The 25,999-nt window shown below is 52.8% G+C and carries 27 protein-coding genes; 17 read left to right on the top strand and 10 right to left on the bottom strand.

What is annotated here, in order from left to right; genetic code table 11:
* Positions 1-66: 66 nt before the first annotated feature.
* Both MKY64_RS14425 and MKY64_RS14420 read right to left on the bottom strand, forming a co-directional pair.
* Entirely contained in the window at positions 67-612 is a 546-nt protein-coding gene (locus MKY64_RS14425; protein ID WP_340953702.1) for a MerR family transcriptional regulator, read from the bottom strand.
* Positions 613-880: 268 nt separating this feature from the next.
* Positions 881-3,994 carry a glycoside hydrolase family 2 TIM barrel-domain containing protein gene (locus tag MKY64_RS14420; RefSeq protein WP_340953700.1) on the bottom strand — a complete coding sequence of 1,038 codons (3,114 nt, stop codon included), beginning with the start codon at positions 3,992-3,994 and terminating at the stop codon, positions 881-883.
* A 132-nt stretch (positions 3,995-4,126) separates the two neighbouring features.
* Here MKY64_RS14420 and MKY64_RS14415 point away from each other — a divergent pair, with 132 nt between their 5' ends.
* Entirely contained in the window at positions 4,127-4,948 is an 822-nt protein-coding gene (locus MKY64_RS14415) for an AraC family transcriptional regulator (RefSeq protein ID WP_340953699.1), read from the top strand.
* A gap of 21 nt (positions 4,949-4,969) precedes the next feature.
* Here the strand turns inward: MKY64_RS14415 and MKY64_RS14410 are convergent, their stop codons facing one another.
* Complete coding sequence (locus MKY64_RS14410; protein ID WP_340953696.1) at positions 4,970-6,430, bottom strand: alpha-L-fucosidase; 1,461 nt, start codon at positions 6,428-6,430, stop codon at positions 4,970-4,972.
* 120 nt (positions 6,431-6,550) lie between these two features.
* On the opposite strand from MKY64_RS14410, the gene MKY64_RS14405 reads away from it, so the two are divergent.
* The 3 genes from MKY64_RS14405 to MKY64_RS14395 all read left to right on the top strand — a co-directional run bounded on the left by MKY64_RS14405 (position 6,551) and on the right by MKY64_RS14395 (position 8,894).
* Positions 6,551-7,384: an AraC family transcriptional regulator gene (locus MKY64_RS14405; RefSeq protein WP_076073962.1), complete on the top strand. Its 834-nt coding sequence runs from the start codon at positions 6,551-6,553 to the stop codon at positions 7,382-7,384.
* Complete coding sequence (locus MKY64_RS14400) at positions 7,384-7,914, top strand: GNAT family N-acetyltransferase (protein ID WP_340953695.1); 531 nt, start codon at positions 7,384-7,386, stop codon at positions 7,912-7,914. The genes MKY64_RS14405 and MKY64_RS14400 overlap by 1 nt, the downstream gene beginning before the upstream one ends.
* Positions 7,915-7,988: 74 nt before the next feature.
* Positions 7,989-8,894 (top strand): hypothetical protein, encoded by a 906-nt coding sequence (locus MKY64_RS14395; RefSeq protein WP_209875639.1) that lies wholly within the window; start codon positions 7,989-7,991, stop codon positions 8,892-8,894.
* Positions 8,895-9,021: 127 nt separating this feature from the next.
* On the opposite strand, the gene thiD is transcribed toward MKY64_RS14395, so the two are convergent.
* Positions 9,022-9,834 (bottom strand): bifunctional hydroxymethylpyrimidine kinase/phosphomethylpyrimidine kinase, encoded by an 813-nt coding sequence (thiD, locus tag MKY64_RS14390; RefSeq protein WP_036729773.1) that lies wholly within the window; start codon positions 9,832-9,834, stop codon positions 9,022-9,024.
* Positions 9,835-10,019: 185 nt separating this feature from the next.
* On the opposite strand from thiD, the gene MKY64_RS14385 reads away from it, so the two are divergent.
* The gene (locus MKY64_RS14385) at positions 10,020-11,117 is read left to right on the top strand and encodes a glycosyltransferase family 2 protein (protein ID WP_340953694.1); all 1,098 of its coding nucleotides are present in this window, start codon (positions 10,020-10,022) and stop codon (positions 11,115-11,117) included.
* A gap of 50 nt (positions 11,118-11,167) precedes the next feature.
* Here MKY64_RS14385 and MKY64_RS14380 read toward each other — a convergent pair whose 3' ends face one another.
* The 3 genes from MKY64_RS14380 to MKY64_RS14370 all read right to left on the bottom strand — a co-directional run bounded on the left by MKY64_RS14380 (position 11,168) and on the right by MKY64_RS14370 (position 14,166).
* Positions 11,168-11,932: an SGNH/GDSL hydrolase family protein gene (locus tag MKY64_RS14380; RefSeq protein ID WP_340953692.1), complete on the bottom strand. Its 765-nt coding sequence runs from the start codon at positions 11,930-11,932 to the stop codon at positions 11,168-11,170.
* 185 nt (positions 11,933-12,117) lie between these two features.
* The gene (locus MKY64_RS14375; RefSeq protein WP_340953689.1) at positions 12,118-13,200 is read right to left on the bottom strand and encodes a glycosyltransferase family 4 protein; all 1,083 of its coding nucleotides are present in this window, start codon (positions 13,198-13,200) and stop codon (positions 12,118-12,120) included.
* 123 nt (positions 13,201-13,323) lie between these two features.
* On the bottom strand, positions 13,324-14,166 hold the full coding sequence (locus MKY64_RS14370) for a sugar phosphate isomerase/epimerase family protein (protein ID WP_340953687.1): 843 nt from the start codon (positions 14,164-14,166) through the stop codon (positions 13,324-13,326).
* Between the two features lie 97 nt (positions 14,167-14,263).
* On the opposite strand from MKY64_RS14370, the gene MKY64_RS14365 reads away from it, so the two are divergent.
* Both MKY64_RS14365 and MKY64_RS14360 read left to right on the top strand, forming a co-directional pair.
* Positions 14,264-15,226, top strand: a complete 963-nt coding sequence (locus MKY64_RS14365) for an acetylxylan esterase (RefSeq protein ID WP_209875608.1) — start codon at positions 14,264-14,266, stop codon at positions 15,224-15,226.
* Positions 15,227-15,337: 111 nt separating this feature from the next.
* Positions 15,338-15,712 (top strand): YkvA family protein, encoded by a 375-nt coding sequence (locus MKY64_RS14360; protein WP_051493493.1) that lies wholly within the window; start codon positions 15,338-15,340, stop codon positions 15,710-15,712.
* A 353-nt stretch (positions 15,713-16,065) separates the two neighbouring features.
* Here the strand turns inward: MKY64_RS14360 and MKY64_RS14355 are convergent, their stop codons facing one another.
* Complete coding sequence (locus MKY64_RS14355) at positions 16,066-16,452, bottom strand: winged helix-turn-helix transcriptional regulator (protein WP_340953683.1); 387 nt, start codon at positions 16,450-16,452, stop codon at positions 16,066-16,068.
* Between the two features lie 150 nt (positions 16,453-16,602).
* Here MKY64_RS14355 and MKY64_RS14350 point away from each other — a divergent pair, with 150 nt between their 5' ends.
* From MKY64_RS14350 to MKY64_RS14340, 3 genes are all read left to right on the top strand, one after another.
* The gene (locus tag MKY64_RS14350; protein WP_340953682.1) at positions 16,603-17,289 is read left to right on the top strand and encodes an NAD(P)H-dependent oxidoreductase; all 687 of its coding nucleotides are present in this window, start codon (positions 16,603-16,605) and stop codon (positions 17,287-17,289) included.
* A gap of 238 nt (positions 17,290-17,527) precedes the next feature.
* Positions 17,528-17,944 carry a CidA/LrgA family protein gene (locus MKY64_RS14345; protein ID WP_245368333.1) on the top strand — a complete coding sequence of 139 codons (417 nt, stop codon included), beginning with the start codon at positions 17,528-17,530 and terminating at the stop codon, positions 17,942-17,944.
* Positions 17,941-18,630, top strand: coding sequence for an LrgB family protein (locus tag MKY64_RS14340; RefSeq protein WP_209875602.1), 690 nt, complete (start codon positions 17,941-17,943; stop codon positions 18,628-18,630). Before MKY64_RS14345 ends, MKY64_RS14340 begins: the two co-directional genes overlap by 4 nt.
* Positions 18,631-18,648: 18 nt before the next feature.
* Here MKY64_RS14340 and arfA read toward each other — a convergent pair whose 3' ends face one another.
* Positions 18,649-20,157, bottom strand: a complete 1,509-nt coding sequence (arfA, locus tag MKY64_RS14335) for an arabinosylfuranosidase ArfA (RefSeq protein ID WP_340953677.1) — start codon at positions 20,155-20,157, stop codon at positions 18,649-18,651.
* A 149-nt stretch (positions 20,158-20,306) separates the two neighbouring features.
* Between arfA and MKY64_RS14330 the strand changes: the two genes are divergently transcribed.
* From MKY64_RS14330 to MKY64_RS14300, 7 genes are all read left to right on the top strand, one after another.
* Complete coding sequence (locus tag MKY64_RS14330) at positions 20,307-21,209, top strand: ArsR/SmtB family transcription factor (RefSeq protein WP_036729749.1); 903 nt, start codon at positions 20,307-20,309, stop codon at positions 21,207-21,209.
* Positions 21,210-21,376: 167 nt separating this feature from the next.
* Complete coding sequence (locus tag MKY64_RS14325; protein ID WP_339255790.1) at positions 21,377-21,565, top strand: hypothetical protein; 189 nt, start codon at positions 21,377-21,379, stop codon at positions 21,563-21,565.
* Between the two features lie 217 nt (positions 21,566-21,782).
* On the top strand, positions 21,783-22,370 hold the full coding sequence (locus tag MKY64_RS14320) for a putative ABC transporter permease (RefSeq protein WP_340953672.1): 588 nt from the start codon (positions 21,783-21,785) through the stop codon (positions 22,368-22,370).
* A 406-nt stretch (positions 22,371-22,776) separates the two neighbouring features.
* Entirely contained in the window at positions 22,777-23,022 is a 246-nt protein-coding gene (locus tag MKY64_RS14315; RefSeq protein WP_340953669.1) for a hypothetical protein, read from the top strand.
* A gap of 55 nt (positions 23,023-23,077) precedes the next feature.
* On the top strand, positions 23,078-23,554 hold the full coding sequence (locus MKY64_RS14310; protein ID WP_339255796.1) for an NUDIX domain-containing protein: 477 nt from the start codon (positions 23,078-23,080) through the stop codon (positions 23,552-23,554).
* 34 nt (positions 23,555-23,588) lie between these two features.
* A complete protein-coding gene (locus MKY64_RS14305; RefSeq protein ID WP_051478355.1) occupies positions 23,589-23,978 on the top strand; it encodes a ribosomal maturation YjgA family protein in 390 nt (129 codons plus the stop codon).
* Positions 23,979-24,098: 120 nt separating this feature from the next.
* Positions 24,099-24,890 carry a lipid II flippase Amj family protein gene (locus MKY64_RS14300; protein ID WP_209875594.1) on the top strand — a complete coding sequence of 264 codons (792 nt, stop codon included), beginning with the start codon at positions 24,099-24,101 and terminating at the stop codon, positions 24,888-24,890.
* Positions 24,891-24,913: 23 nt separating this feature from the next.
* Here the strand turns inward: MKY64_RS14300 and MKY64_RS14295 are convergent, their stop codons facing one another.
* Positions 24,914-25,738 (bottom strand): hypothetical protein, encoded by an 825-nt coding sequence (locus MKY64_RS14295; protein WP_340953665.1) that lies wholly within the window; start codon positions 25,736-25,738, stop codon positions 24,914-24,916.
* Positions 25,739-25,999: the final 261 nt, after the last annotated feature.

Below are 25,999 nucleotides of genomic sequence, written 5' to 3'. Positions count from 1 at the left end.
ATATAGGGGCTGGGTTAGCGAAGTGTTCACACTAGTGTAATCTCTGTAATGCTGAAAGAGATAGGGTTACAGGAATGGAAAAAAAGAGCGCAATAGACCTCGCTTCCTTGGTGGAGACGTCAGCCTGCCAGCGGCAACCGGATAAAGCTCTTCACGCGGGGAGAGGGATGGACTGCCGGGCTTCTGCATCGTTTCCAGCGATGCGGATAATTCCTTAATCATTACTCGCATATCCTCAAGCTCTGCACGCTGCTGGAGCAGCTGTACCGAAACGATCTCGCTCGCTTTTTGATCCAGTGCATGTTCAATATACTCGATCCGGGACCATATTTTATTCATAGGATCACCGTCTTTATATAGGCTTGGATTCTCATGCAGCGCGCCCCTTGGCAGCTTGTCGTTCGTAAGATCCGGATCTATGCCTTCCAGTGCTTCTCCCTGATTAATACGGTCTTTAATATGATTGAGCTGGCTGATTTGCTGCTCCGAGAAGGTATAATGTCCAAGACGGTCCTTTGGAAAGAAATCGGGGAACATGGCCGCCCAGCGTTTGATCGTAGTCTGGCTAACGGACAGCAGCTCCGCAGCTTCCTTAGTTTTCAGAATTTCCATTTCAATCCCTCCAGTGTAGTAGTCTTCTATGAGTAATTCGTTATTCTTCGGCGGCTCCCTGCACAGGTGACAAAGGAAGTGCTGATTCGCCAAGCAAAGTGGTATTACGACTATTCTTGCTCTCTAGAGAGAAGTGCAATACTTACATTACGGAGGTAGAATCTATAAAAAAGAAGAAGCTTTCCATAACCCCTTTCGGGTAATTATGAAAAGCTATCTTCAGTTCATTACAGACATTGTGCTGAGCTGTCTTAAGGGAGAAGGCTAGTTATAGCAGGGAGAGCTTGAACTTGAAGGTATACGGACGGTTGGCAGGTAAAGTGAACTGTTCATGGGTTGGCGCACCCCAGCTGTCATCGCCGCCCACGCCCATTTGCTTGTAATTGACACGCAGCACGGTCTTGTCAGAAGCTGGCAGCTTGTAGCCGTGGTCGCTGGCTTCAAGCTCTGCCGGAGACCAAGGCAGCGCATTGACTTCAAGCGGTACGGCCCCTTCCACGGATAATCCGTGTCCTTCGCTTCCTGCGGTGACGGAAGCATACCGGACATCGGTCTTGTTGCCGCACTCCTGAGGGCGGAGATAATTCGTGAACTGCTCACTGACCTTGCCTGTGTAGAGTCCCAGCGGAGCTCCGGCCTTACGGTCCCAATAGTTCTCATGCGGCCCGCGGCCATACCAGAGAATCGTGTCCAGGCTGCTGTCCAGCTCGAAGACCATCCCGAATTCCGGGATCTCCGGCAGGGTGCTGCTGCCCGGGTTAAGCTCCTGTACAATCTCGACCGAACCATCCGTACGAATCTCGTAATGAACACGCAGGGTGGACTGCGGCTGCGTACCCAGCAGATAGTCAGCGGTCACGAATCCGAGGCCCCCTTCCACACGGCAGCTGAAACGGGCCAGCTGACGCTCGTAGGACGCTTCCTTCCAGATCGCACAGCGCTCAGGATGCTTGTTGCCCAGATCATTGTCGGTTACAGCTCTCCAGAAGTTAGGTCTGACCGGTGCGTGCAGAACTTCCTTCCCGGAGGACTTCAGCGAGACAAGCGCGCCGGTTGCTGTCTCGAAGGCAAGCGCGAATCCGTTGCCTTCGAAGTTCACGAAGCCATCCTGTTCCTTCACTTGCAGGGTGCCGCCCGAAAGTTCCGGGTTACGGGACGGAATATACGGGGTTAACACGAACTGTTCCCAGGCAACTTCATGCGCGGCCTCAGACCAGGCGGTTGCGCCCTCCTGAACAAACGACACCGTAAGTACAGCTTCCTTGTCAGATTCCAGCAGCGCTGAATCCAGCGGAACCGTGAAGCTGACCGCTTCGCCAGGCGCTGCGGAGAGCGGCAATTGTCCTTCCTGGGCCGCTACGCCGTCCAGAGCCAGCGTCCATCTCAGCTGATAGTCTGCCAGATCCGTGAACAGGAAGTTGTTGCGGGCCTCGAAGCTCCCGCTCTTCAGATCCAGTGCGGTGATGGTGATATTCTGATAGCATTTCTTCACCTCGTAGAGCTTAGGCGTCACGCTGCGGTCCGCGAACAGCAGCCCGTTGCCGCTGAAGTTGCCGTCATGCGGCTTCTCTCCGAAATCCCCGCCGTAAGCCAGATAAGACACGCCTTCAGGAGTGGTTGTACGGATCGCCTGATCCACCCAGTCCCAGATGAATCCGCCCTGAATGCTGTCATATTTGTCGAACAGCTCCGTGTACAGATGCAGGCCGCCGCAGGAGTTGCCCATGGCATGGCTGTATTCACATAGAATGTACGGCTTCTTCGGATTGCTGAGAGCGTACTCCACGACTTCATCCGGCTTGATGTACATCGTCGATTCAATATCGCTGGCCGCGTCCGAAGGTCTGTAATGATAAGTGCCTTCATAATGCACCGGACGGGTCGGGTCAGCTTGCTTCAAGTGGTCATACATGGCCAGGAAGTTATCGCCGCCGAAGGATTCGTTGCCAAGCGACCAGATAATGACGGACGTGTGGTTCTTGTCGCGCTGCATCATGGAGTTACAGCGGTCAATGACGTTCGCGCGCCATTCCGGGCGGCTGCCGGGAACGTTCCCCTCATGCAGCTCCTTCTGCCCGTATTGCCAGGAGCCATGTGTCTCCAGGTTCGTCTCGTCAATCACATAGAGACCATATTCATCGCACAGCTCGTACCATACCGGTTGATTCGGATAGTGGGAGGTCCGCACGGCATTGATATTGTGCAGCTTCATCAGCTTAATGTCGGTGATCATATCTTCCTTGGAGAGCGCACGGCCGGTATCGCAGGAGAATTCATGGCGGTTCGTTCCTTTGAATACAATCCGTTTGCCGTTAATCTTCATCAGGCCGTCCCGGATTTCGAAGGTCCGGAAGCCCGTCTTGCAGCTGAGCGCTTCCAGCAGCTGTCCCTGATCGTCCTTCACCGAAATCAGCAGGGTGTAGAGGTTAGGCTTCTCCGCGCTCCATTTCAGCGGGTTCTTCACGGCTGCGGACAGCTTAAGCAGCTGAGTTCCTTCTTGTTCAAAGGCAAATCCGGCTGACACCGGCGCTGCCCATACCGGCTGCTGCTTGCTGTCGTAGAGCTGTACTTCAACGGTGTGTGCCCCGATGACCCGGTTATAATAGTTCTCCAGAGTCAGGTCGACCTGCAGCTCCGCATCGGTGAAGCTCTTGTCCAGCTCGGTGCGGACGAAGAAGTCGGCTACCCGTACTGGAGGCGCAGTGTAGAGATAGACATCGCGGAAAATTCCGCTCAGACGCCAGAAGTCCTGATCTTCCAGCCAGCTTGCATCACACCAGCGGTAGACTTCAACGGCCAGCTTGTTCTCGCCGGGAAGCAGGTAGGCGGTGATATCGAATTCTGACGGTGTGAAGGTATCCTCGGAGTATCCGGCAAGTTCGCCGTTCACCCATACATAGAAGGCGGATTCCACACCCTGGAAGCTGAGGAATACCGGCTGTCCGTCCCAATCCTGCGGAACGCTGAAAGAACGGATATAGGAGCCTACCGGATTGTATACCGTCGGAGCGAAGGGAGGCTTCAGATCCGGCTCGGATACTTCCCAAGGATAGCGTACATTGGTGTATTGGGGATAATCATAGCCCTGGAACTGCCAGTGGGAAGGGACGGCGATATCTGCCCAGCCGGCAGCGTCGTATCCGGCCTTATAGAAGTCCTTGATCCGTGCATCCGGTGTCTCGGCAAATGCGAATTTCCATGTTCCGTTGAGCGTCTGGTAACGGGATGAGGACGCTTTATCCCCTTGCAGAGCGTCGGCTGCTGCCGGGAAGGACATCATGGAGGCGTGGGCATCTATACGGTTCAATTGAAAAATCTCAGGATTATTGTTCCATTCGGGATATCCGTTGGCAGGCTGCTGATATGAGAGTTTGTTGCGCAAGTTAACATCTCCTTATATTGTTATATTCATATTATAGAATGGGAAATGTTCTGGGTATATATAATGATTTTGTTTAGATATAATAGAATATGAAACTAAGTGATGCCAGATTGCATCTAGAGGGAGGCTGCTATGGACAGTACGATGATCTTTTGCGAAATGGAAGATATGCTTCTGCTGCCCCTGTATCCCATGACCATCGGGTATTGGGAGCATCAGGGGGAGATGTCCCGGCCTGCGGGCTTCCCGGATTATCAGCTGCACCAGGTCCTCGGCGGCAAGGGTGAAGTGAATATCAAGGGGAAATCCTATATTGCCGAGGCGGGCGATATCTTCTGTCTCTACCCGGATGTGCCCCACTCTTATACGCCGCTTACCCGCGAATGGGAGCTGGCCTGGATCTCCTTCAATGGAAGAGAAGCAGCCCAGATGCTGCTCTACGCCGGAATACGGGAGTCCGGGGTGGGACGCCTCAGAGCAGAATCCATCCTTGCTCCGCTTGAGGAGATGCTTACGCTCTCCTGCGGCAATGAGCTTCAGGACAACATGGAGCGTTCCAAGCTGCTGTACGCGCTGCTGCTCGATCTGAAGCGCAGCCTGCTTCCGGCCTCGAATGAGGACAATGAGCTTGCGCGGATGAAGCCGGTCCTGCAATATATTGAGCTTCACCTGCACCGCCCGCTGCTGCTGAAGGAGCTGGCCGAAGTGGCGTCAGTCTCGCCGCAGTATCTGTGCCGGCTGTTCCAGCGGACGGTCCGTGAACGGCCGGTGGCCTATATTAACAAGCAGCGGATCAACCGGAGCAAGCAGCTGATGTTCAGCAGCCGGGGCCAGCGGATCTATGAAATCGCCCAGCGGGCAGGCTTCGAGAATGTCAGCTATTTCTGCGCCGTCTTCAAACGGATTACCGGCATGCAGCCGGAAGAGTGGAGAGGACTGCACGGATTGGACTAGAGTAGCGGCTTCAGAGATAGCTCACGCCAGTTCCAGCTTGAACACAACCGGCAAGGCGCTTGTGACCGCAGTGGTGCGGATCGTTAAGGCCTCAGTATCCCGTTCCCAGGCCGGCTGCTCGCTGAATCCGAGGACTGTAATGTCCCTCAGGATTCCCTCGAAGCAGGGGGATTTCTCTCTAAGCGACTGGATGCGCACGATACCATCTTCCGGGTACACCAGGACGGTTGCATACAGGCAGCTACCCTTCACGGTGAAGCGAATGTCTTCCGGTGTGAACGTTTTGGCCTGGCCATCAGTAAATTGTCCTTCTTCAATACGTGTCGGCCCTTCACCAAATATGCGCCAGAAGGAGGTATCATAGATCGCTTCTCCGTTTGTTCCCAGCCAGCTGCCGATGGCCGTCAGAATCGCCTGATCCTCCTCTGCGAAGCTGCCATCGGCCTTGGGCCCCACGTTCAGGAGCAGATTGCCGTTCTTGCTGACGATATCAACCAGGTCGCGGATGATTTCTGCGGCGGATTTGTAATCGTTATTCTCCGTATAACACCAGGAATTACGCGCTGCCGCCGTATCTGTCTGCCAGAAGAAGGGCTTCAGCTCGGCGAATTGCCCGCGCTCGACATCGGGGACCGCACTGCCGAACATGAAGGCATCATGCTTATAATTAATAGCTGCCGGCATTCCGCGCTCTGCCGCGCGATTGTAGTAGTAGGCCGCGAACTTTTGCAGATAGGGCCGGAAGGCCGCATTCTCAATCCACCAGTCGAAGTAAAAAATTTTGGGCTGGTACTGATCGACCAGCTCGCAGCAGCGGATCAGCCAGTCCTCCAGATACTCCCTGGATGGGGGAGAGCCGTACGGATCATGATGATCCGGTTCCGGCATAGCCGGCCAGTAGAAGTCGCCGCGGACAAGCGGCTCGCGGATATCGGAGTCGAACGCCTTGCCGTGGGACATGAAGAACCAGTGCTCCGCACGGTGGGAGGAGACGCCCAGCTCCAGCCCCTGCTCTGCGAAGGCCGCCTTCAGCTCGCCGAGAATATCCCGCCCGGGACCCATGTCATAAGTGTTATAATGAGAGACAGCGCTTTTATACATCTGGAAGCCGTCATGGTGTTCCGCCACGGGAATGACATATCTGGCGCCGGAGGCCTTGAATAGTGCAGCCCACCCGCCCGGATCGAACTGCTTCGCTGTGAACAGGGGAATGAAGTCCTTGTACCCGAACTCCTTGTGGTTCCCGTAGACTGCCAGATGATGCTCATATTCCTTCGTGCCCTGAATGTACATATTGCGTGAATACCATTCATTGCTGAAGGCCGGAACCGAATACAGCCCCCAGTGAATGAAGATCCCGAATTTGGCCTGGCGGTACCACTGCGGCACCTCATAAGCGCTTAGCGACTCCCAATTCGCCTTGTAAGGGCCGTTCTTAATCGTCTCGTCAATAACCTGCAGATAATCAGTTGTGTTCATCATGCGCCAGTCATCTCCCTTTGTATGAGGTAATGCCTTCATTGTACCGGGCGGCAGGACAGGTAAGAATGTACGGTACTAACTTTTTGATGTACAAAAATAACCTTTAAGGCGGTCTGTCCCATGGACTCCCACACTCTGCTTACCAGCTACCTGGCCAATCTCAAGGTTGACCTGATCGTAGCAGACTATAACGAATGCTCTACGGACTGGAGGGATCTGGACTATACTCCGGATTACAGCAAGTTTTATTACATAATCGGGGGAGAAGGCTGGCTGAAGATCGGGGATAAGGAGTATTATCCGAAGCCGGGTGAGCTGATTCTGATGCCGGAGGGTGTGAGGCAATCCTATGCCTGCATCAGCGAACGTCCTTTTCTCAAATACTGGTGTCATTTCAGTGCCAAGGTCGGGGAGATGAACCTGTTCCGTGTGCTTGAGCTGAGTCATGTCTGTATTCCTGAGAATCCCGCTGCGGTTGAGGCGGCGTTCAAGGGGATCACCGATAGTGCCAGATCTGACGCGGTCTACGCCCCGCTGCTGGCGAGAAGCAAGCTGCTTGAGCTGATGTCTTATTACATGATGAATCTCAAGCTGGATGAGCTGTCTTATAAGAATCTCGGGGCGGCCCGGAAGCTGACGGCTGTCCTGGATTATATCGCGGAGAATATCGAGCAGAATATGACCATTCATGATCTTGCCGAGATTGCATACATGCACCCGAACTACTTCATGCGCCTGTTCAAGCAGCAGATCGGCGTGCCCCCCATCCAGTACATTACCCGGCAAAAGATTGAAAAGGCCAAAGAGCTGCTGACCACCACCTCCGGTTCGGTCAGTGCGATTGCGGACCAGCTCGGCTTCGGCGATCTGTTCTATTTCTCCAAGCAGTTCAAGAAGCATGCCGGGCTTACGCCCACCGAATTCAGGAAACACAAGAGCGGAGGGATGATATAGTGATTCTGGAACAGAGCAGAGGTTATCAGATCCGGTTAATGGATGAGCAGGCGGCCAGGGAGATTGTTATTTGGAGATACGAGACGCCATATGCCCTGTACAATATGCTGGATGCGGCTGATGACGCAGAGGATATCGAGGAGCTGCTGGACGGCTCTTATTTCAGTGTAGCTGCGGCGGACGGAGCGTTGATCGGGTTCTTCTGTTACGGACAGAACGCGCAGGTGGGGGAAGGGATAGAGAGCGGACTCTACCTGGATGGAACTTCCCTCGATATCGGCTTGGGGCTAAGACCGGATCTGACCGGGCAGGGCCGTGGACTGGCCTTCCTGCAAGCGGGGATGAAGTTTGCAGAGCAGACGTATGACGCGAAGAGATTCAGATTGTCGGTGGCTGCCTTCAACCTGAGGGCAGTTAGCGTGTATAAGAAGGCAGGCTTCGTCCTCCGGCATAGCTTCGTACATCAGCACGGGGACAGCGAAATGGAGTTCCTGCTGATGGAGACCCGGGACATTGCTGCCCGCCTATAGCGCGAGTGGAGAATTCAGGGTGAAGTCTGTTAATATAGAACTACGGCATCATCCATATCAAAGGAGAATTCAATGTGAACGAGAACCTGAAGCAAGCGTATGTACAGTTAGGATTACCTGAAACCGTAACCAGAGAGGAACTGAACAAGCGGTTCGATCTGCTCCTGAAGCGAAGACGTGCCCTGACCACAGAGGAGGAGATAGCAGCCTACGAAGCGGATTTCCGGGCGTACAAGCTGATTCTTGATACCTGGGATGAGCAGGAGATCCAGAAGGCTGAAGATGAGCGGCTTGCCAAGTATGGACGCTTCTCCGGTACGGCAAGCAAGTGGGAGACCTTCATGCGGCTATACCGGACACATGTGATCCTCGGCATTATCGGGCTGCTGGTAGTGATTTTTGGCGGGAAGGCCCTCTATGACAATTATCAGCATAGACAATATCTAGCTTCTCTGCCGCCAGTAGATGCTAAGATTATGTTCATCGGCAGCTTCGGAGTCACGGATACCAGCGGCAAGACCGAGGAGCTGGAGAAGGCGATCATCGCGGCTTATCCGGAATGGAAACGGGTGGAGACGGTGATGACTTATCTGCCCAGAACGGGCGAAGGCTCTGACTCACTGGATATGAATTATATGCAAAAGGCAGTTGTGGAGCTGGCGGCGAACCGGCCGGATATCCTCATTCTGGATGAGGCCACCGTCAAGTGGATCGGCGGACAGACCGGATTCCAGAATCTGGAGCCGATCACAGCGGACGGGAAGCTTGCCGCTGACGATACCCGCATGCAGTGGGGAGTCAACGAGGACACGGGCAAGAATGAGCTGTATGGTGTAGATATTCTGAAATCTCCGTTCATCTCAGAGCTGCCTATCAATTATAATGCGAAATCCATCATTATCGGTGTCCTGAATGACAAGGACAAGGATAAGATGCTGGCGTTCGTGAAGCATATTGCGGAGGAGCCGCCCGTTAAGTAAGCAGGAATTGGATCTAAATTCCTTTTGAAAAAACAACAAAAACCTCTCTTCTATGGCTGGTTACACCGCCATCATGAAGAGAGGTTTTTGTCTGCTGGTTGTTAGCTTGCTTGATTACCCGTTCGCCTTACTGCTCTAGACGGTAGCCCCCATGGAATACAGGACCGACATACTCATTGAACGCATAGCCATTGCGGATGGCGGCGGATACGAAATCCTTCGCCTTCACCACAGCATCCTTCACCGACAAGCCGTTAGCCAGTCCGCCGGTAATCGCTGCGGCGAAGGTGCATCCCGCTCCATGGTTATGGGCAGGCTCGATCTTCGCAGTCTCCAGGACGAGGTATTCGCTGCCGTCGAAGAAGATATCAATCGCCTTGTCGCCGCCCAGCGCCTTGCCGCCCTTGACGACAACATTCTGGGTGCCGAGCTGATGGATCAGGCGGGCAGCTTCCTTCATCTGATCAAGCGTAGTCAGCTTGCCGAGACCCGAGAGCACTCCGGCTTCGAACAGATTCGGAGTAGCCACCGTAGCCAGCGGCAGCAGCAGATCGCGGATGGCATCTGCACTCTCCGGGTTCAGTACTTCATCCTCGCCTTTGCATACCATAACCGGATCGATCACGACATTGGTCTGCTTGTTGCTCTTCAGGGCCTGTTCAGTAACCTTAACAATGTCCACACTGCCGAGCATACCGGTCTTCATGGCATCCACAGGACCGCCGGCGAAGATCGTCTTAAGCTGTTCGGCAACGATGGCAGCATCGACAGGGTATACATTATGATGCCAGCCCCGGTCAGGGTCCATCGTTACAATGGTAGTCAAGGCACTAAGGCCGTAAGTACCGTATTCCTCAAAGGTTTTGAGGTCTGCCTGAATGCCTGCGCCTCCGCTGGAGTCACTGCCGGCAATGGTTAATGTCTTAATGATTTTTGACAAAGGTAACGTCCCCTTCTTGTATATGAATAGTATGCTGCTTATTATAACAAAAATCATCGGCTTAGTCCGCAAAAAAAGTATAAGCTCCAAAAACGCCCCGCAGCCCTTGGGTGAGAGCAAGGGTTCCCGCTCTGCTGTACTGCATATCATGATAGTCTAGTGGATTATGTATTCAGGAGGCTGCCATGATTGAGATCAGTTTATGTATGATTGTCCGCAATGAGGAGAAGAGCCTGTCCCGTTGCCTGGCTTCTGTGGAAGGGCTGATCGATGAGATCATTATTGTGGATACGGGATCGGCAGACCGCACCAAGGACATTGCCGCTGCCTTTGGAGCCGCAATTTATGATTTTACCTGGATTGACGATTTCTCTGCTGCCCGTAATTTCGCCTTCAGTAAGGCGACCCGGGACTATATCTTCTGGCTGGATGCGGACGACTATCTGAAAGAAGAGGATCAGGTACTGTTCAAGGAGCTGAAGTCTTCGCTGCCGGGACAGGTGGACAGTGTGAATATGCAGTACAATCTTGCTTTTGACGGGGAGGGAAGGGTGACGGCCTCCTTGCGGCGCAACCGGCTGGTCCGCCGGGCTTGCGGGTTCAAGTGGATCGGTCCGGTGCATGAATATCTGGAGGTGTACGGCCCGGCGCTGGCAAGTGCCGTATGTGTTACCCATGAGAAGGATAAGGCGTACACGGACCGTAATCTGCAGATCTACCGCAGACGGGAAGCGGAAGGCGAGAGCTTCTCTGCGCGCGATCAATATTATTACGCCAATGAGCTGCGCGACCATGGAATTCACCGGGAGGCCTGCCGGTATTACGAGCTGTTCCTCAGCGGCGGGCAGGGCTGGATTGAAGATAATATTCAGGCCTGCCTGCGGCTGGCCGAATGCCTGGAAGCGCTGGGGGACAAGGAAGCGGCCTTCACTGCGGTCACCCGCACGCTGCAATATGATGCCCCGCGTGCTGAAGGCTGCTGCCGGCTGGGGGCCTGGCATCTGGAGAAGGGGCAGCTTCATCCGGCCATCTACTGGTTTGAGCTTGCTATTCAGCTGCCCGGACAGGCGGAGTCCATGGGGATGAAGAATGAGGCCTTCGCCACCTGGATTCCGAATCTGCAGCTTGCACTCTGCTATGACCGGCTGGGCCAGCATGAGCGGGCCAACCGCTATAATGAGACTGCGCTGCTTCATTCCCCCAGCCATCCCAGCATGCTGTATAACCGGAATTACTTCCAGAAGCTACTGGGCGACAAGTATGTCTCCTTGCAGCAGCCTTGAACACAGAACAAGCGCTCCCCTGCCGAGGCTGGGGGAGCGCTTGTTATTGTCTACGGATGTCCAGGCATTGCCGCAGGCTCCAGCAGCAGCTGGGGTTCACTCATGCGGATGAATTCCAGCACCTTGTCGTAGATAATCCGGTGGCCCTCCCGGTTGGGGTGGATGCCGTCCCGGCAGATGAACTTGGTGTAATCCGGCTGCTGCAGGAAGGCGCCCCGGACATCGATAATCTTGGTCCTGGTGCTCTCGGCGACCTTGAGGATAGCGGAGTTATAACGCTCCTGCCACCAGTAGATTTTGGTGACGCTGCCGAGGAACTTCATAATGTTCACTTCGGAATCGGGATTGTTGCCGCTGACCCACTTGAAGTAGTTGTCCGCATTCAGCGGAGGCAGACTCATCAGAATTGGCGTGATCCCCTGGTTCTTCAGGAAATGAATCATATCAGCCAACATCCGCTCGAAGGCCGGAAAATCCGTCTTAGGACTATGCTCTGCCTCGGGATTGCTCGCAATCTCACTCCAGTGGTAGTCACAGTCATTGCCGCCGTATTCAATCAGCACCACATCCGGCTTCTCCTGCAGGACATCCCGCTTCAGATTACCGAAGCCCTTCATCAGCGTATTGCCGAATCTGGCAGTATTGCGCATAGCTCCCTTGAGCTTGCCCTGAAGCATGGATACATAATTATCCTCCAGAATGACATATTTGCTTCGGGTCTCGTCATACACAACGCCCTTGGAGATAGAATCCCCGCTGACCATATATTTGAACTGAGACCCCATGGACTCTTGCTGCTCCTCATTCCTGTTCATGCTCCCGCCTCCGATAACCCTAGTATATATACAATCAGTGTAAACCATACGTGCAGCCGTGCCTATGTATAGATGTCATGGGTTCTTAGTCTTGCCGGCAGTATTCTGGCGGATCAGTGGAAAATACAGAAAAGGTTCAACCCCATCCTCATAAGTTGGACCTTTTTCTGCATTCTCCGGAGCCTCTACCCATTCTCTGCAAAAGGTCGGCTGGAGCGCGATTTTCCCGCACCGTTCCCTTTTAAAAAGGCAGCGGCTGTCCGTTCCATGATTTTGACACTGTTCTCCCAGGTCCATGATCTTGAATCGGTCTCCCCGCGCGCGGCGATCCGGCTCCGGAGTGCGGGATCTTGAATGAGCCGCATCACATCCGCCGCAAGCCGGTTCTCATACCGGTAGGACAACAAGGAGTTCTCCTCATGGCGGGCATACTCCAGATTTCCTCCCGCATAGACAGAGACCAACGCCGCCCCGCAGCGCATCGCCTCCAGCCCGGGCAACGAGCCGGTGTCGAAAATGCTCGAGCTGACAAAAATATCAGCACCGTTATAGTGATAGCATAGCTCCTCGTCATTGAGCGGCGTGAAGAAGCGGTATTTGCCGCTGTTCATCATCCTTTTTAGTGAATCGGAGGTGAAGCATTCATCCGGCGGACTGATGAAATTGATATTGACCCACGGGAAGTTCTGCTTCACGATATCCAGCTGATTCACCAGGTAATCCTGCTCGCGATGCCAGGAGAAGCCGTGCTCCACCTTCCGTAGGATCGCTGTAATGTTCAGCGGCTCCTGAAGCTCCTTGCGGATATTCATATTCCGGAATGAAGAGCTGATCCCTACCGGCACAATGCTTCCGCTGATTCCGTGCCCCAGCTTAATCAACTCCTGCTGCCATCTGGAGAGGACGATCAGCTTATCAGTAATATGATAGGAGGGGAAGGATACCTCGTTCTGCGGCAGAAACAGCGGTTCATAGCATAAGGAGAGGCGGATATGCATACCTTTGCCGTTCAGGCTGGCTGCCTGTGAGACCGGAACCGTAGTGTAGAAATTGGAGACGATGATATCACTGACGGGGAAATCGGATTCGCGGAGCAGCGGGTAGTCGGTAATCAGCAGAGTGGAACGGACGTCATAGGAAACATCCCCTCCCAGCGGCATGACAATCACAACCTGGTGGCCCCGGGCAGTAAGACCGTTCGTAAGCTCCACGAGCATGCGTTGTGCCCCGCCATGGCTTAAGGTAAGAATGGGGAAAGTGAACCGCATCTGTGATCCCTTCCTTTCTGCACCATCGCCCTGCAAAAATGCGATAGGTATACTATTTTATTCAGTGAAAAGCGAAAAGTACCGCTAAGCGGTACTTTTGGAGGAAATGGGGTTATGGCCGGATTATAACGATTTGCGCAGATTAAGCAGCAGATTCACAGTGTCCCGGATCTTCAGGCTGGTGACATCCTCCAGCGAGACATCGATCATCGGCTTATGCGCCTCAAGCTTGTTCAGGAACTCAGCGGTGTGGAACAGTCCGGCTCCGGGAGCGCCGTGACGAATGCGTCCACCGTCCTCATAGATTCCTTTGAGATGGGCGAGGATGATCCGGTCGCCGAACAGGCTGAAGGATTGATCGACGATCTCATCCTGGAGATGAACCTCTTCACCGATCAGGTTGCATGGGTCGAATACGACTCCGATGGAGCTTGAAGGCACTTCGTCGAGGATACGCCGCATTTTGGCCGGAGAGGACAGGGTATGAGTGCTTACGCCCTCGAGACCTAGGAATACGCCCCATTTCTCCGCCTCCTCTGCCAGCTCCTCGATGGTTGCCTTAAGGGCATCCCAGCCGATCTCCTCATAGCGGTAAGGGTCGATTTCCTGGAAGGTCGTAAATGCCCCCGTCTCCGTAGCGACCATAGGTGCGCCGAACTGGCGGGCGTAGCGCAAATGCTCCTTGAAGCGGTCAATCTCCGACCGGCGGACCGCAGGATCGGGGTGAATCGGATTAATGTAGCAGCCAAGCACACCGATGCGGATGCCGGCCCTGTCGAATTGCTCGCCAATGTATGAGGCCAGTCCAGGACTAAGCTTGCCGGGGGAGAGGTCAATGTCCTGTATGGCTTTGGATAAGGCGAGCTGTACGAAGTCAATATTGTAGGTCTGAAGAGCGGCGGTCAATTCCTTAAGCGGCAGGCAGCCGGCAGTGTGTGCCAACGTTCCGTAACGAATAATAAACAACTCCTTTGGAATTCTATGAATTTATATCTATAATATTAATGACGCTTACATAGACATGCAAGGTTTTAAGAATGCATGCAACACAGGAGGAATTGAGATGAATGCAATAGAGATGCGTAAGCAAGAGCTGGAGAACTGCCGTCCAGAGCCTACACTGGACCGGGAGACGATTGATGAATTCTGGAATGATCTGCTCGCGGAAGATGAAGAGCAGCCGCTGGATGTGAGCATCACCCCTGAAGATACCCCCTATCCGGGCATGAAGGTGAGCAAGGTCAGCTATATGAGCTATGGGGAGACTACGATCAATGCCTGGTATATCCAGCCTGCCGGTGATACGGACGGCATGGGAGACCGGCCGTGTGTTGTGACCTTTCCAGGTTACACCGGTGACCGGGGATATCCCGAGCGTTACGCAGATTTCTTGCTGCTTGGATACACAGTACTGGCCGTAGATGTTCGTGGTCAGCTTGGAGAGACCGGCAATCTGCTGCCGCAAGAGCACGGGATTGTCAGAGGCTGGATTACCCAGGGGCTGCTGGAGAAGGAGCAGTCCTACTATCTGGCGTTAGCCATAGATACCGTACGGGCTATAGAGACGGCAGCACAGCTGCCGGGGGTTGATCCGGCACGTATTGCGATTACAGGAGCCAGCCAGGGCGGAGGGATCGCTCTGTTGGCGGGAGCGCTCAGCCGCCGCGTGGCTGCGGTAGCCGCAGATATTCCTAATCTGTGCCGGCTGGATTTCGGGGTGCTGAATTCCACCAGTTCACTTACTGAGATCGCGGAATACCTGAAGCGCTATCCGGAGCATCTGGAGCGTGTGTTTGAGAATCTGGCCTTTTTCGATATCGTCAATCTGGCTCACCGCTTCACCGTCCCTGTTCAGATGTCCGTAGGCTGGAAGGATACGGTATGTATGCCGGAGACGATCTATGCCGCGTATAACCGGATAGAATCACCTAAGGAGATTATGGATTATCCGTTCTCCGGGCATGAGGTGAGCGAATTCCAGCGCAGACAGACGGCGTTGTTCTTCCAGGAGCATCTGGGCTCCTAAGTGAAGCATTATAAGCCACAGTGATTAGCCGCAAGGGAATGGTGTGAAGATATAGTAAGGGTTGGCGCGAGGCCATATATAGGCAGTCTAATCACCGGGAGGGAACTACGGATGGACAATCAGACAGGTAAGCTGCCGGCAGGAGTATTGGTGGAGAGCTTTGAGTATGACAAGAAGAATGAGGAGCTTGTGAAGAAGAGCTTCTGGAGCAAAACCAGGAAAGCCGCCGGTAAAATCCCCTTCACCAGAGAAGCGATAGCCATGTATTACTGTGCTATGGATGCCAAAACACCGCTATGGGCGAAAGGGATTGCTTTTGGAGCGCTGGCGTATTTCATTTCCCCGATCGATGCTATTCCCGATGCGCTGATCGGCCTGGGCTTCACAGACGATGCTGCCGTCATGGCGGCGGGCATCCGGGCTATTGCCGGACAGGTCAAGGAGGAGCATAAGCAGAAGGCGGAGGAGTTTTTCGAAGATTCATAATAGGCTGGAAGATAGCCTCTTTTTTTGAGCAGGATCAACGTGAGTACTTGGGTGGACGCTGCGTGAACGAACCGTTGTTCCAATCGCTGTGGTCGTAAGAATTTTTTTCATTCCCCTTAGCGGTGAAAATCCGGAGACCAAGGCGACCGCTATCGCTTTTACACAATCGTTTCGTCCTCTCCGCTGTTTAAGTGGGATACGAAAATACATTTTTTAAACAAAAACAGAAAGCAGCGGTTCTCCAATATGAGAGAATCGCTGCTTTTTTAACATTTGAATCCTTTGAAACATCTGAGATCTGACTCGTCTATAGAATATCTACTTTGAGACAGTCCCTATTCTGCTATGCCCCGTTACACTCCGGTGTCTATAGTTGGACGCTCTGAAGTCTGCTGCTTCGCCTGGTACTCCAGACCCCAATCTCTCATCAGCTTGATGATCGGAATCAGAGACCGGCCGAAATCAGTCAAGGAGTACTCGACCTTGGGCGGCACCTGATGATAGACCTCACGGTGTACGACGCCATCCTCCTCCAGCTCGCGGAGCTGCAGGGTCAGCATGCGCTGGGTGATGCCGGGGCAGATGCGGCGGAATTCGTTGAACCGGACTGTGGAATCCATCATATGGTACAGCAGCACACCCTTCCATTTACCGCCGATAACATCGAGGGTGAATTCTACAGGACAAGCAAAGGCATTGCTATCAGGGCAAGTGCCGAAACCGCCTTTACGGTTGCGCATCACTGAACACGCTCCTTAGTATCATTTTGTATACTACATCACAAAAATGTGCGTACTTCTAAATGTGTTGTATATCCATTACTATAGGCATGGGAACAGGAAAACGTCAATTCCTTATCATGAACGGTACACAGAAAGGGAGTATGGAGGATGGAGAACACAAGCACAGCAACTCAAATGACGAAAGAGCAGATTTTGGCAGCCTATGAGTACAGACATGCGACCAAGGAATTCGACAGCAGCAGAAAGATCAGCGGGGGGGATTTCGGCTTCATTCTGGAGACGGGACGTCTGTCGCCGAGTTCGTTCGGCTTCGAGCCCTGGAAGTTTGTAGTTGTCCAGAACCCGGAGCTCCGGCAGAAGCTGCTGCCATACGCCTGGGGCGCGCAGAAGCAGCTTCCGACTGCAAGCCATTTCGTGCTTATTCTGGCCAGACAGCCGCGTGATCTGGCAGCTGACTCAGAATATATTCAGAGTATGATGTCGGAGGTACAGAAGCTGCCGGTTGAGATTGCAGAGGGCAAGCAGCGGGTCTACGGCGCATTCCTGAAAAACGATTTCGGCCTGGCTGGCAATGAGCGGGCGATCTTCGAGTGGGGCGCGCGTCAGACCTATCTGCCCCTTGGCAATATGATGACCGCAGCTGCGCTGATCGGCATCGATTCCTGTCCGATTGAAGGCTTCGATAAGCAGAAAATGGAGCAGCTTCTGGCCGACGAGGGGATTATGGACCCTGAACATTTCGGGCTGGCCTGCATGGTAGCCTTCGGCTACCGGAGCGATGAGCCGCGTGTGAAGACCCGGCAGAACGCTTCGCAGGTGGTAGAGTGGGTCTAAGGGCGATAAGGCCTGCGAGCCGGAGGCTGTTATGAGGATCACAAAGAAACGGATGCTGCCCTGAGGGGTTGCATCCGTTTCTTTTTTTTGAAATATTAGATCAATAATGAAAGTACATAGAAGAGTCGAAAACTTATTGAAAATTTGCTGAAAACTCTGCTACTCTTAGGAAGTCAGCCTGCTGCCGGTAAGCGGCTGCTTATGATCGTCATTTCAAGATTGAAGGGATTCCTGCATTATGAAAATCATCCGCATTATCGCCGAGGTCTGCTTGCTGTATGTGTTCTTCCTGGCCGGAGGCTATCTGCAAGAGCTGCTGCATTTGCCGATTCCAGGCAGTATCGTGGGACTGTTGCTGCTCTTCGTGCTGCTTTTGCTAAAGATTGTGCCCGTGAAGCTGATCGAGAACGGCTCGTCCTTTATACTGGCGTATCTGCCCATGTTCTTCATCCCGGCCACCGCAGGCATCATGAACCATCTGGATATCTTTAGCGGAAGAGGCTTGCTCCTGATCGGCATTCTCGTCATCAGCAGTGTGCTGACCATGGTTGTTACAGCACATTCCAGCCAGTGGATTGCCGCCCGCAGCGTCAAACGCTTAACACGCCGGACGTACCGTGCCCGTAATGTCCAAGGGAAGGGGAAGGAAGCATGAGAATTCTGCTGGCTGCCAGCTTCGTGCTGATGAACGTCGTGATCTATCTGGTCATGTCCATACTGTACAGACGTTACCGTCTTCCTGTCCTCCTGCCCGCGCTCACCGCAACGTTCACGGTTGTTGTGCTGCTCATGGGCTTCCATATCTCTTATGAGACTTATATGATCGGCGGCGACTGGATTAACCGCCTGCTGGGACCAGCGGTAGTATCGCTGGCTTATCCCTTATACAAACAGCGGCATGTACTGTGGAAGAATCTCCCCGCCATTCTCGGCGGAACGGTCACCGGACTTATGGTCGGAATGTTCAGCGGGCTGCTGATGGCAGCCGGACTCGGCTTCTCCAAGCTGTATGTGCTGTCCATTCTGCCCAAGTCGATTACCACCGCTGTAGCGATCCAGATCTCCAGCAATCTCGGCGGAGATTCATCGCTGACCTCCGTGTTCGTGATGGTTGCCGGCTTCACGGGAGCAATCGGCGGCCCCTATATAATTAAGCTGTTCAGAATCCGCAGCGAGTCGGGGATCGGCATTGGCCTGGGCACAGCTTCCCATGCCCTCGGCACAGCCAAGGCACTGGAATACGGCGAAGAGTCGGTGTCCATGAGCTCTGTAGCCATGACTGTGTGCGCGATTGTCGGCTCCATCGCCGGACCGCTAGTCGCCTGGATCATGTACCATTAAGCTTGCAGCATTCAGTAATCAGCCGTTCACACGCAGCCGGATTACGTTCCAGGAAGCAGCCGGAAGCATTGCGCTCACCCGGGCGCCGTCTGCGGCTGCTGTTCCCCGGTTGTGCGGAAGTACATTCGACGGGTTGGAGCGGGTATTGGCCGCCTGAAGATCCTCATGCTCAAGAACCGTGTGCTGAATAACCTCTACAGCGCCGAAGCTCCGCAGATCAACCGCCAGCTCCATGCCTTCGCTCAGATGGCGGTTCACTGCAAACACAGTAACCTCGTTCAGCTCCTCATTATATACACTGACCGCTTCCAGATATGGAACGTCGGTGAAATCCTTGGAATCATATTTGGAACTTGTAATCAGCGGGTGCAGCACCGTTCCCCGGCCGTAGATGGAGGCATGCATGTAAGGATAATAAGTGGTCTGCAGCCAGAGCGGTCCGCCATCCTCCGTCATAATCGGTGCAATGACATTAATGAGCTGGGCGATACAGGCCATCTTGACCCGGTCTGCATGCTTAAGCAGGCTGATCAGGCAGCAGCCCACTACCAGCGCATCCTCCAGGGTATAGACATCCTCGAATTCAGGCGGTGCAATCTGCCAGTGCTGCTCAGCACGGCTTGAGCCCTGCGACTTCCACACATTCCATTCATCGAGGGAGAGGTAAATCTTTTTCTTGCTTTTCTTCTTAGCCTTGATATAATCACATACTGCTGCTACGCTGTCGATGAACTGATCCATATCGAGTGATTGGGCCAGGAAGTTCGCTGTATCTCCATCATTGTTATTGTAGTAAGTGTGCAGCGACAGGAAATCGACATTATCATAGGTGAGATCCAGAACTGTAGCTTCCCATTCGGCAAAAGTGCTCATGTTGCTGCCCGAGCTGCCGCAGGCGACAAGCTCCAGAGAAGGATCCACCCAGCGCATCGCTTTGGCGGTCTCATTGGCGAGTCTTCCGTATTCGACTGCAGTCTTGGCTCCGATCTGCCATGGACCGTCCATTTCATTGCCCAGACACCAGGTGCGGAATTTGTGCGGATCCTTGTAGCCATGGGAGATCCGCAGGTCACTCCAGTAAGAGCCGGAGGGATGGTTGCAGTACTCGACCAGATTCCTTGCAGCGTCGATTCCGCGTGTGCCCAGGTTCACTGCCATCATCACTTCAGAACCGGCCAGCTTGGCCCAATCGGCGAATTCATTCGTGCCTACCTGGTTAGTCTCTGTAACCCACCAGGCAAGTTCAAGAGAGCGCTTCCGTTCCGCCTTGGGTCCAACGCCGTCTTCCCAGTTATAACCGGATACGAAGTTGCCTCCCGGATAACGGATGATCGGTACGCGTAGTGCCTTGATAGCCTGGAGGGCATCGCCGCGGAACCCGTTATCGTCAGCGGTAGGATGTCCCGGCTCATAGATTCCGCCATAGACGGCCCGGCCCAGATGTTCAATGAAGGAACCGTACAGCCTTGGATCTACCTCGGCCAGTTTGAAGTCTTTGTCGACAATCATCTTGGATTGAATGCTCATAGTTAGAAGCTCCTTTGTATTAGATTAATGAAATAGCTAATCGTTAAAGCCCGTTTATGATTACATGATACGAATTACGGGGTATACTAAGCAATAACTAATTTCAGGATTAACTTAATAACTAATTCAAAGAGCGCGGAGGGCCACCGATGTATTTAACCACAGATTCTGAATCGTTGAAGGTCTATGAAGCACTTGCCAGTGAAGTGCGGCTGCGGATCATCGATCTGCTTAGCAGCGAGGAGATGCATATTAAGGAGATTGCAGCCAGGCTGTATCTCAGCAGTGCCATTGTCAGCTCGCATGTAGCGAAGCTGCAGAAGGCCGGCATCGTCAGCTCCCAGATGAAGCGGATCGACGGGGGGACTTATAAATTCTGCTCACTTTCCGCGAATTTCTTGCAGATTAAATTATCCGGGGCCAAAGGCATCGCCCGCAAAGTAGTGGAGGTCTCTGTCCCTGTGGGCCATTACACCGACCTTGCAGCTTCACCGACCTGCGGCATTGCCACAACGGAGAAGCTGATCGGGTATTATGACGACCCGCGTTATTTCCTGGACCCGCAGCGGGTGGATGCCGGCATTCTCTGGTTCGCCAAAGGATATGTGGAATATAAGGTTCCGAATTATCTGTTCATGGATCAGACTGTCCAGGAGATTGAGATTTCCATGGAGATCGGCTCGGAGGCACCGAGTGTGAACGAGAAGTGGCCTTCGGATATCTCTTTTATGATGAATGGCATTTCGCTTGGCAAATGGACCAGCCCCGGTGACTTCGGCGTAATGAGAGGCCGGCTGACTCCAGCCTGGTGGAAATCGGATGTGAACCAGTACGGGCTGCTCAAGGTGCTCAGAATTAATGCAGGGGGAACTTATATAGACGGCCAGCAGATATCGGCAGTTACCATTGATCAGGTGGGCTGGCAGCAGGACCAGTGGAGCTTCAGGTTCACGGCAGAAGACACCACCCGAAGGCGGGGCGGCTTAACGTTATTCGGGCGCGGCTTCGGGAATTACGAGCAGGACATTGTGTTTCGTGTGTATTACGAATAAGAGGGAGCAGTCTGCCGAAATGGCAAGTGATATGGAAAAGACAAGTGAATGGATAAGACAAGTGAAAAGGATCTTTGTTCACATGAGATGTTTGCAAAAGGGGTCTGCGGGTAACTATAACTAAGTAATCCAAATCGCGCACAACTTGCATACAAGGAGGAATTCACATGTCAGATCATTCCGGTAATGAGGCAGACATCCGCAACAAAGAGAATAAAGACGGGGATTCACTCGCAGAACGCAAAAAGATGGAGAACGGTGTGGATATTGAACCTGAAGCCGATGATTGGGAAGCCAAACCGGCCGAAACCGCTCATCCTGACCCGCTTCCTAAGAATTCGGGTGTAGGGGATTAAGGTATAAGGCATATGCACATAGCAGACTGTTCCTACTGGGGCAGTCTTTTTTCTGATATAGGGATTATGATTTCACCAGACGCAGGCCGACGGAGGTAATAAGGAGTCTGGAATGTATGCGAAAAACCGCCAGATATTCCCGTCATAGCATCCGGTTCCTGGAGGCATACTAGCTCTAATTGGAAAATTAATGGGACCGGAGGCGCGAATAACTACGATGACACCGTTACTTTTACAGCATAGTTACAGTGTAGTGGCTGCGGCAAGTCCCTATCTGTTCTGTTTCACTGTCTACTCGTTCCTGGGATGGGTCCTTGAAGGCAGTTATAACCTTTACAGCACCGGGACCTTTCGCAAAGAGGGCTTCCTCAAAGGGCCATTCAAGCCCATGTACGGCTGCGCCCCCTTGCTGCTGCTGGCAGCACATGAAAATAGGCTTCCCTTTCCGTTATTCCTGCTGCTTGCGCTGATCGTCCCTTCGGCGGTTGAGTTTATCAGCGGCTGGCTGCTTAAGAGAATCTTTCGTAGACAGTGGTGGGATTATTCTGAGATGCCGTTTCAGCTGCATGGGCATATCTGCCTGAAATTCTCGCTGTATTGGTGGGGACTGTCAGTGGCTTGCATCTTCGGCTTGCAACCGTTGGTACACTTCCTGTATCTGCAAATAGAGAGGGTATGGATGCCTGTACTGCCCGTGTTCCTACTTATATTCACAGCTGATCTGCTGTGGACGTTCCGCACCCGCCGCCGCGGGCTGCAACTGCTGGATCATCTGTTGGAGTCACCGGAGCTGGGCGAAGGTTGAAGACTTAGTGAAGAGTGGGAATATGAAAATCACAAAGAATCCAAAAATATCTCCGCCTTATGGCTGGAGATATTTTTGGGTTACATAACCTTTTGCTATCACAATTGTGCGTCAGACAAGGAATATCATACAACCATGTCAAATATAGTGCTAACCCAGTTTATTCATAAACCGTGGAGCGGGAGGGCACATGAACAACTTTTTCAACAAATACAGTCGGGCTATTATAATTCTTGAAACGCTACTTATTGCGGTACTCTCACTATTGCTGATACGGGAAGTCAACAAGCCAGCCCCTCTGGTCAGGGACCAGCGGAACTTGATTACGCATTTTGATCAGCTGGATTTGGACAGAATTACAGAAATGATACATAGATTTAAGGAAGGTAAGGGAGATAACCTCACCATGCTTCAGTGGGGTGTTGACAGCGGGCCGTATATTCATGATTTCTACAACGATGGCAGGGTACTGCACTGGACGGTGGACAACAGCCGGGACTGGGCAGGCGACGGCGGGAAGATCGAATATGTGTGCAGAGCGATCCGGCTTGCCGAGACCGAGGAGTTCTATAATGTTGAGCTGACGGATTGTGAGAATCAGCCGGGTGATTTCGTGGTTCATCCGATTTCTTTCCGCAAGGATGAGCTATAGGCTGGAATTAACAATGATATAGGGACCAATTGAAATCAAGTCAGGAGGAAGCTTCATGTCAATATCTGAGTATTACCGGGAGCTGCGCGGGAAGGCCGGCAACGGGCTGTTAATGATGCCGTCCGTAGCGGCTGTAGTAAGAGATGAACAGGATCGGATTCTGCTGATCCGCAAAAAGGATGAAACCTTATGGGGCCTGCCGGCCGGAGCGGTTGAACCTGGAGAGACCCCGTCCAGGGCGCTGCGCAGAGAGGTGTTCGAAGAGACCGGCTTAATGGTTACGCCTGAACAGATTATCGGCGTATTCGGCGGTGAGAAATTCAGATATGAATATAGCAACGGGGATCAGGTAGAGTACACGGTTATTGTATTTGAATGTGTCATTGTTAAAGGCCAGCTCAGGAGCCTGGACGGGGAGGCGGAAGAGCTGAGATTCTTCAAGGAAGATGAACTGCCCGGGCTAACAATCCCTTATCCCCCGAAGCTGTTCATGCGGGATGCAGCTGCGCCCAGGAAGGTTATATTTGATTGAAGGTTGTATTTGATTGATGAAGGAGTAGTTACGATTGCTGATTTTGAATTTACAATCCAGAATGATCTACTGCGGTGCAGTACTGCTAGCTGCCCTGCTGGGTCTTGCGACCAGGGCATACGGGAACCAGTTGCCGCACTTTGTCAGCGAACACTTTGGGGATGCGATCTGGGCAGGGATGATTTACCTTGCCTCCCGGGTGCTGCTGATCCGGCATCCGCTATGGATGTCGCTTGTCCTTAGCCTGTGCTTCAGCTTCGGAATTGAGTTCAGCCAGCTCTATCAGGCAGAGTGGATTCTGCATGTGCGTGCTACAACCCTTGGCAGCTTGATTCTCGGCCACGGCTTCCTCTGGATTGATCTGGTCCGGTATACAGCCGGAATTCTGTTCTGCTGGACGTTAGACCAAATCTTACAAAATTGATTCTGGATTATATAGGAAGAAGAATATATATTAAGTGAGGCGATCCGGTCTGTAATAATCTGGAACAAGAATGCCGGTCATCTGCCGAATGCTGCCTGATTTGGAGATGAGTAACCGTAAATGACGAACAGCTTATTAGTGGTATGTCTATTGACTCTGATTATTCATACGGCGGAGACCTTGTCGTATTCGGTGCGTTTTGCCGGAGTGAAGCTGAACAAGATCGCCATCGCCTTATCCCTGACCGGAATTATCGTGCTGGTCTCCAGAACCGCAAATATGGTACAAGGCCCCTTAACGGCGAAGTTCGTAGATTATGCCAAAGCTGACGACAGCTTCCCGCTGCTCAACTATTTGCGGATTATTATGCTGGCTTCTTCACTGGGTACATTGATCGCCATCGCCTTGTTTCCAACCTTCGTAGGACTGTTCGCAAGAGTAATTTCCAAGCTGGAGATCGAAGGATCTATCCCTAAGCTGCTGACGAGTGTAACAGTCAGCCAACTTAAGAATACGCGCAAATATATCCGCAGACCGAAGGTCAGGCTGAGCAGCTTCCGTTATCTTGGAATTCCCAAGCGCTTCATTGTGATGAATGTCTTCGTGACGGCCTTCTACACGGTTGGCGTACTATCCTCGATGTATGCGGCCAAGCTGTTGCCGGCATTCAGCACTACTGCTTCCCAGGCATCGGGCCTGATTAACGGGATAGCAACGATACTGCTGACGGTGTTCATCGATCCGCAGCTGGGAATCATCACCCATAAGGCAACGGAGAATGTGGAATACCGTGACCAGCTCGGGAAGATCTATGTACTCTTGATGGGCTCGCGCTTCCTGGGATCTCTGCTGGGGCAAGCCCTGCTTGTACCGGGAGCCTTCATTATCACCTGGCTGGTGAAGCTGCTCTGACCCTGATGAATATGCTGCTTCGGCTACTTCGGCAGCTTAAGCTCTGCGGCACGGAGCGCCGTGCTGATCTGTTGCTCCCAGCCGTACAACTGTCCGGCCATAGTACGGATCTCCTTCATCCGGTTATAAGACAGCTTCATTGCAGCCGCAGCCTGGGTAGCGTCTCCCGCCTGGACCGCGGCTTTGTAGCGCTTGTCGGCCTCGGTTCTCTCTGATAGTGCGGCTGAGAATAGCTTGTTCTGGGCGGCAATCTGCTTCTTGAGCAGGGTGATGGGGGCAAGGGCATCCTTAGCCGGCTTGTTCTTCGCGGCAGTTAAAGCTTTAGCTTCTGCCAAGGCTGAGGTGGCCTTCTTCACTTCAGCCCGTGCTGCGGTAGCAGCAGCCTTAAGCTTATTGCGCTTCAGCTCAAGCACAGTGGCACTCTTCAGATTGCTTACCTTGCGGGCAGCGGTGATCTGTTTGCTGAGAGCAGTATACTGGTCCAGGAGCGGAGCATGCTTCTTCTGCACCGCTTCCGAGGCAGCCTTAAGCTTGGCGAGCTGGGCAGCATTAGTGGCTTGAAGCTGCTTGTTCACTGCGGCAAGTGCGGCGTTATTCTGCTTGCGCAATTCCTGATTCCGCTGGAGGTCAGACTTCAGCGATGCCTGTAGACCCGTATAGTCTGTATACAGATTATGAATTTCGTCCAGCGCAGCATCCCAGCCGGAATCGGCAGAGACACCGGACAAGGGAGATGTACAAAGTGACAGCAGTATCACCAGCACAAACAGCCTTCTTACAACTCTTCCCGAGAAAGGTGTAACAACTCCCATACCTCTCCAATTCGTTAAACCCGTGAATTTAAACATTGCATTCAGCTCCTCTGATTGTTCATTTGGTAATAGACACAAAGAAGCACCTCCAAGAAAGGCATGAACTGCCTGTCCTGCGAGGTGCTTCTCCCGCTTAATATGTGTTACCTGTGCATTTACTATAACCCCGGTGAACCTGCATAGTCAAGCATTTTTAGGAACATTAGTTCCTGTAATGGGATATTTATCTTCTTTTTGTATATGACTCTGCCGGAAAATCTAGTAGAATATATCTGTAGTTTACAATATTATATAAAG

Source organism: Paenibacillus sp. FSL R7-0210, assembly GCF_038009085.1.
GTDB classification, from domain to species: domain Bacteria; phylum Bacillota; class Bacilli; order Paenibacillales; family Paenibacillaceae; genus Paenibacillus_AQ; species Paenibacillus_AQ silagei.
The sequence above is the reverse complement of the archived record's forward strand: the minus strand, read 5'-3'. Positions and strand labels throughout refer to the sequence as shown.

Excerpts from the sequence above, each read along its gene's own strand:
- MKY64_RS14425 (WP_340953702.1), bottom strand. The coding sequence starts at position 612 with ATGGAAATTCTGAAAACTAAGGAAGCTGCGGAGCTGCTGTCCGTTAGC.
- MKY64_RS14325 (WP_339255790.1), top strand. The coding sequence starts at position 21,377 with ATGTCAGATCATTCCGGTAATGAGGCAGACATCCGCAACAAAGAGAAT.
- MKY64_RS14380 (WP_340953692.1), bottom strand. The coding sequence starts at position 11,932 with ATGAACAGGAATGAGGAGCAGCAAGAGTCCATGGGGTCTCAGTTCAAA.
- MKY64_RS14310 (WP_339255796.1), top strand. The coding sequence starts at position 23,078 with ATGTCAATATCTGAGTATTACCGGGAGCTGCGCGGGAAGGCCGGCAAC.
- MKY64_RS14350 (WP_340953682.1), top strand. The coding sequence starts at position 16,603 with ATGGAGAACACAAGCACAGCAACTCAAATGACGAAAGAGCAGATTTTG.
- MKY64_RS14410 (WP_340953696.1), bottom strand. The coding sequence starts at position 6,430 with ATGATGAACACAACTGATTATCTGCAGGTTATTGACGAGACGATTAAG.
- MKY64_RS14365 (WP_209875608.1), top strand. The coding sequence starts at position 14,264 with ATGAATGCAATAGAGATGCGTAAGCAAGAGCTGGAGAACTGCCGTCCA.
- MKY64_RS14360 (WP_051493493.1), top strand. The coding sequence starts at position 15,338 with ATGGACAATCAGACAGGTAAGCTGCCGGCAGGAGTATTGGTGGAGAGC.
- MKY64_RS14320 (WP_340953672.1), top strand. The coding sequence starts at position 21,783 with ATGACACCGTTACTTTTACAGCATAGTTACAGTGTAGTGGCTGCGGCA.
- MKY64_RS14330 (WP_036729749.1), top strand. The coding sequence starts at position 20,307 with ATGTATTTAACCACAGATTCTGAATCGTTGAAGGTCTATGAAGCACTT.
- MKY64_RS14315 (WP_340953669.1), top strand. The coding sequence starts at position 22,777 with ATGCTTCAGTGGGGTGTTGACAGCGGGCCGTATATTCATGATTTCTAC.
- MKY64_RS14340 (WP_209875602.1), top strand. The coding sequence starts at position 17,941 with ATGAGAATTCTGCTGGCTGCCAGCTTCGTGCTGATGAACGTCGTGATC.
- MKY64_RS14375 (WP_340953689.1), bottom strand. The coding sequence starts at position 13,200 with ATGCGGTTCACTTTCCCCATTCTTACCTTAAGCCATGGCGGGGCACAA.
- MKY64_RS14405 (WP_076073962.1), top strand. The coding sequence starts at position 6,551 with ATGGACTCCCACACTCTGCTTACCAGCTACCTGGCCAATCTCAAGGTT.
- MKY64_RS14355 (WP_340953683.1), bottom strand. The coding sequence starts at position 16,452 with ATGCGCAACCGTAAAGGCGGTTTCGGCACTTGCCCTGATAGCAATGCC.
- arfA (WP_340953677.1), bottom strand. The coding sequence starts at position 20,157 with ATGAGCATTCAATCCAAGATGATTGTCGACAAAGACTTCAAACTGGCC.
- MKY64_RS14295 (WP_340953665.1), bottom strand. The coding sequence starts at position 25,738 with ATGTTTAAATTCACGGGTTTAACGAATTGGAGAGGTATGGGAGTTGTT.
- MKY64_RS14385 (WP_340953694.1), top strand. The coding sequence starts at position 10,020 with ATGATTGAGATCAGTTTATGTATGATTGTCCGCAATGAGGAGAAGAGC.
- MKY64_RS14345 (WP_245368333.1), top strand. The coding sequence starts at position 17,528 with ATGAAAATCATCCGCATTATCGCCGAGGTCTGCTTGCTGTATGTGTTC.
- MKY64_RS14300 (WP_209875594.1), top strand. The coding sequence starts at position 24,099 with ATGACGAACAGCTTATTAGTGGTATGTCTATTGACTCTGATTATTCAT.
- MKY64_RS14415 (WP_340953699.1), top strand. The coding sequence starts at position 4,127 with ATGGACAGTACGATGATCTTTTGCGAAATGGAAGATATGCTTCTGCTG.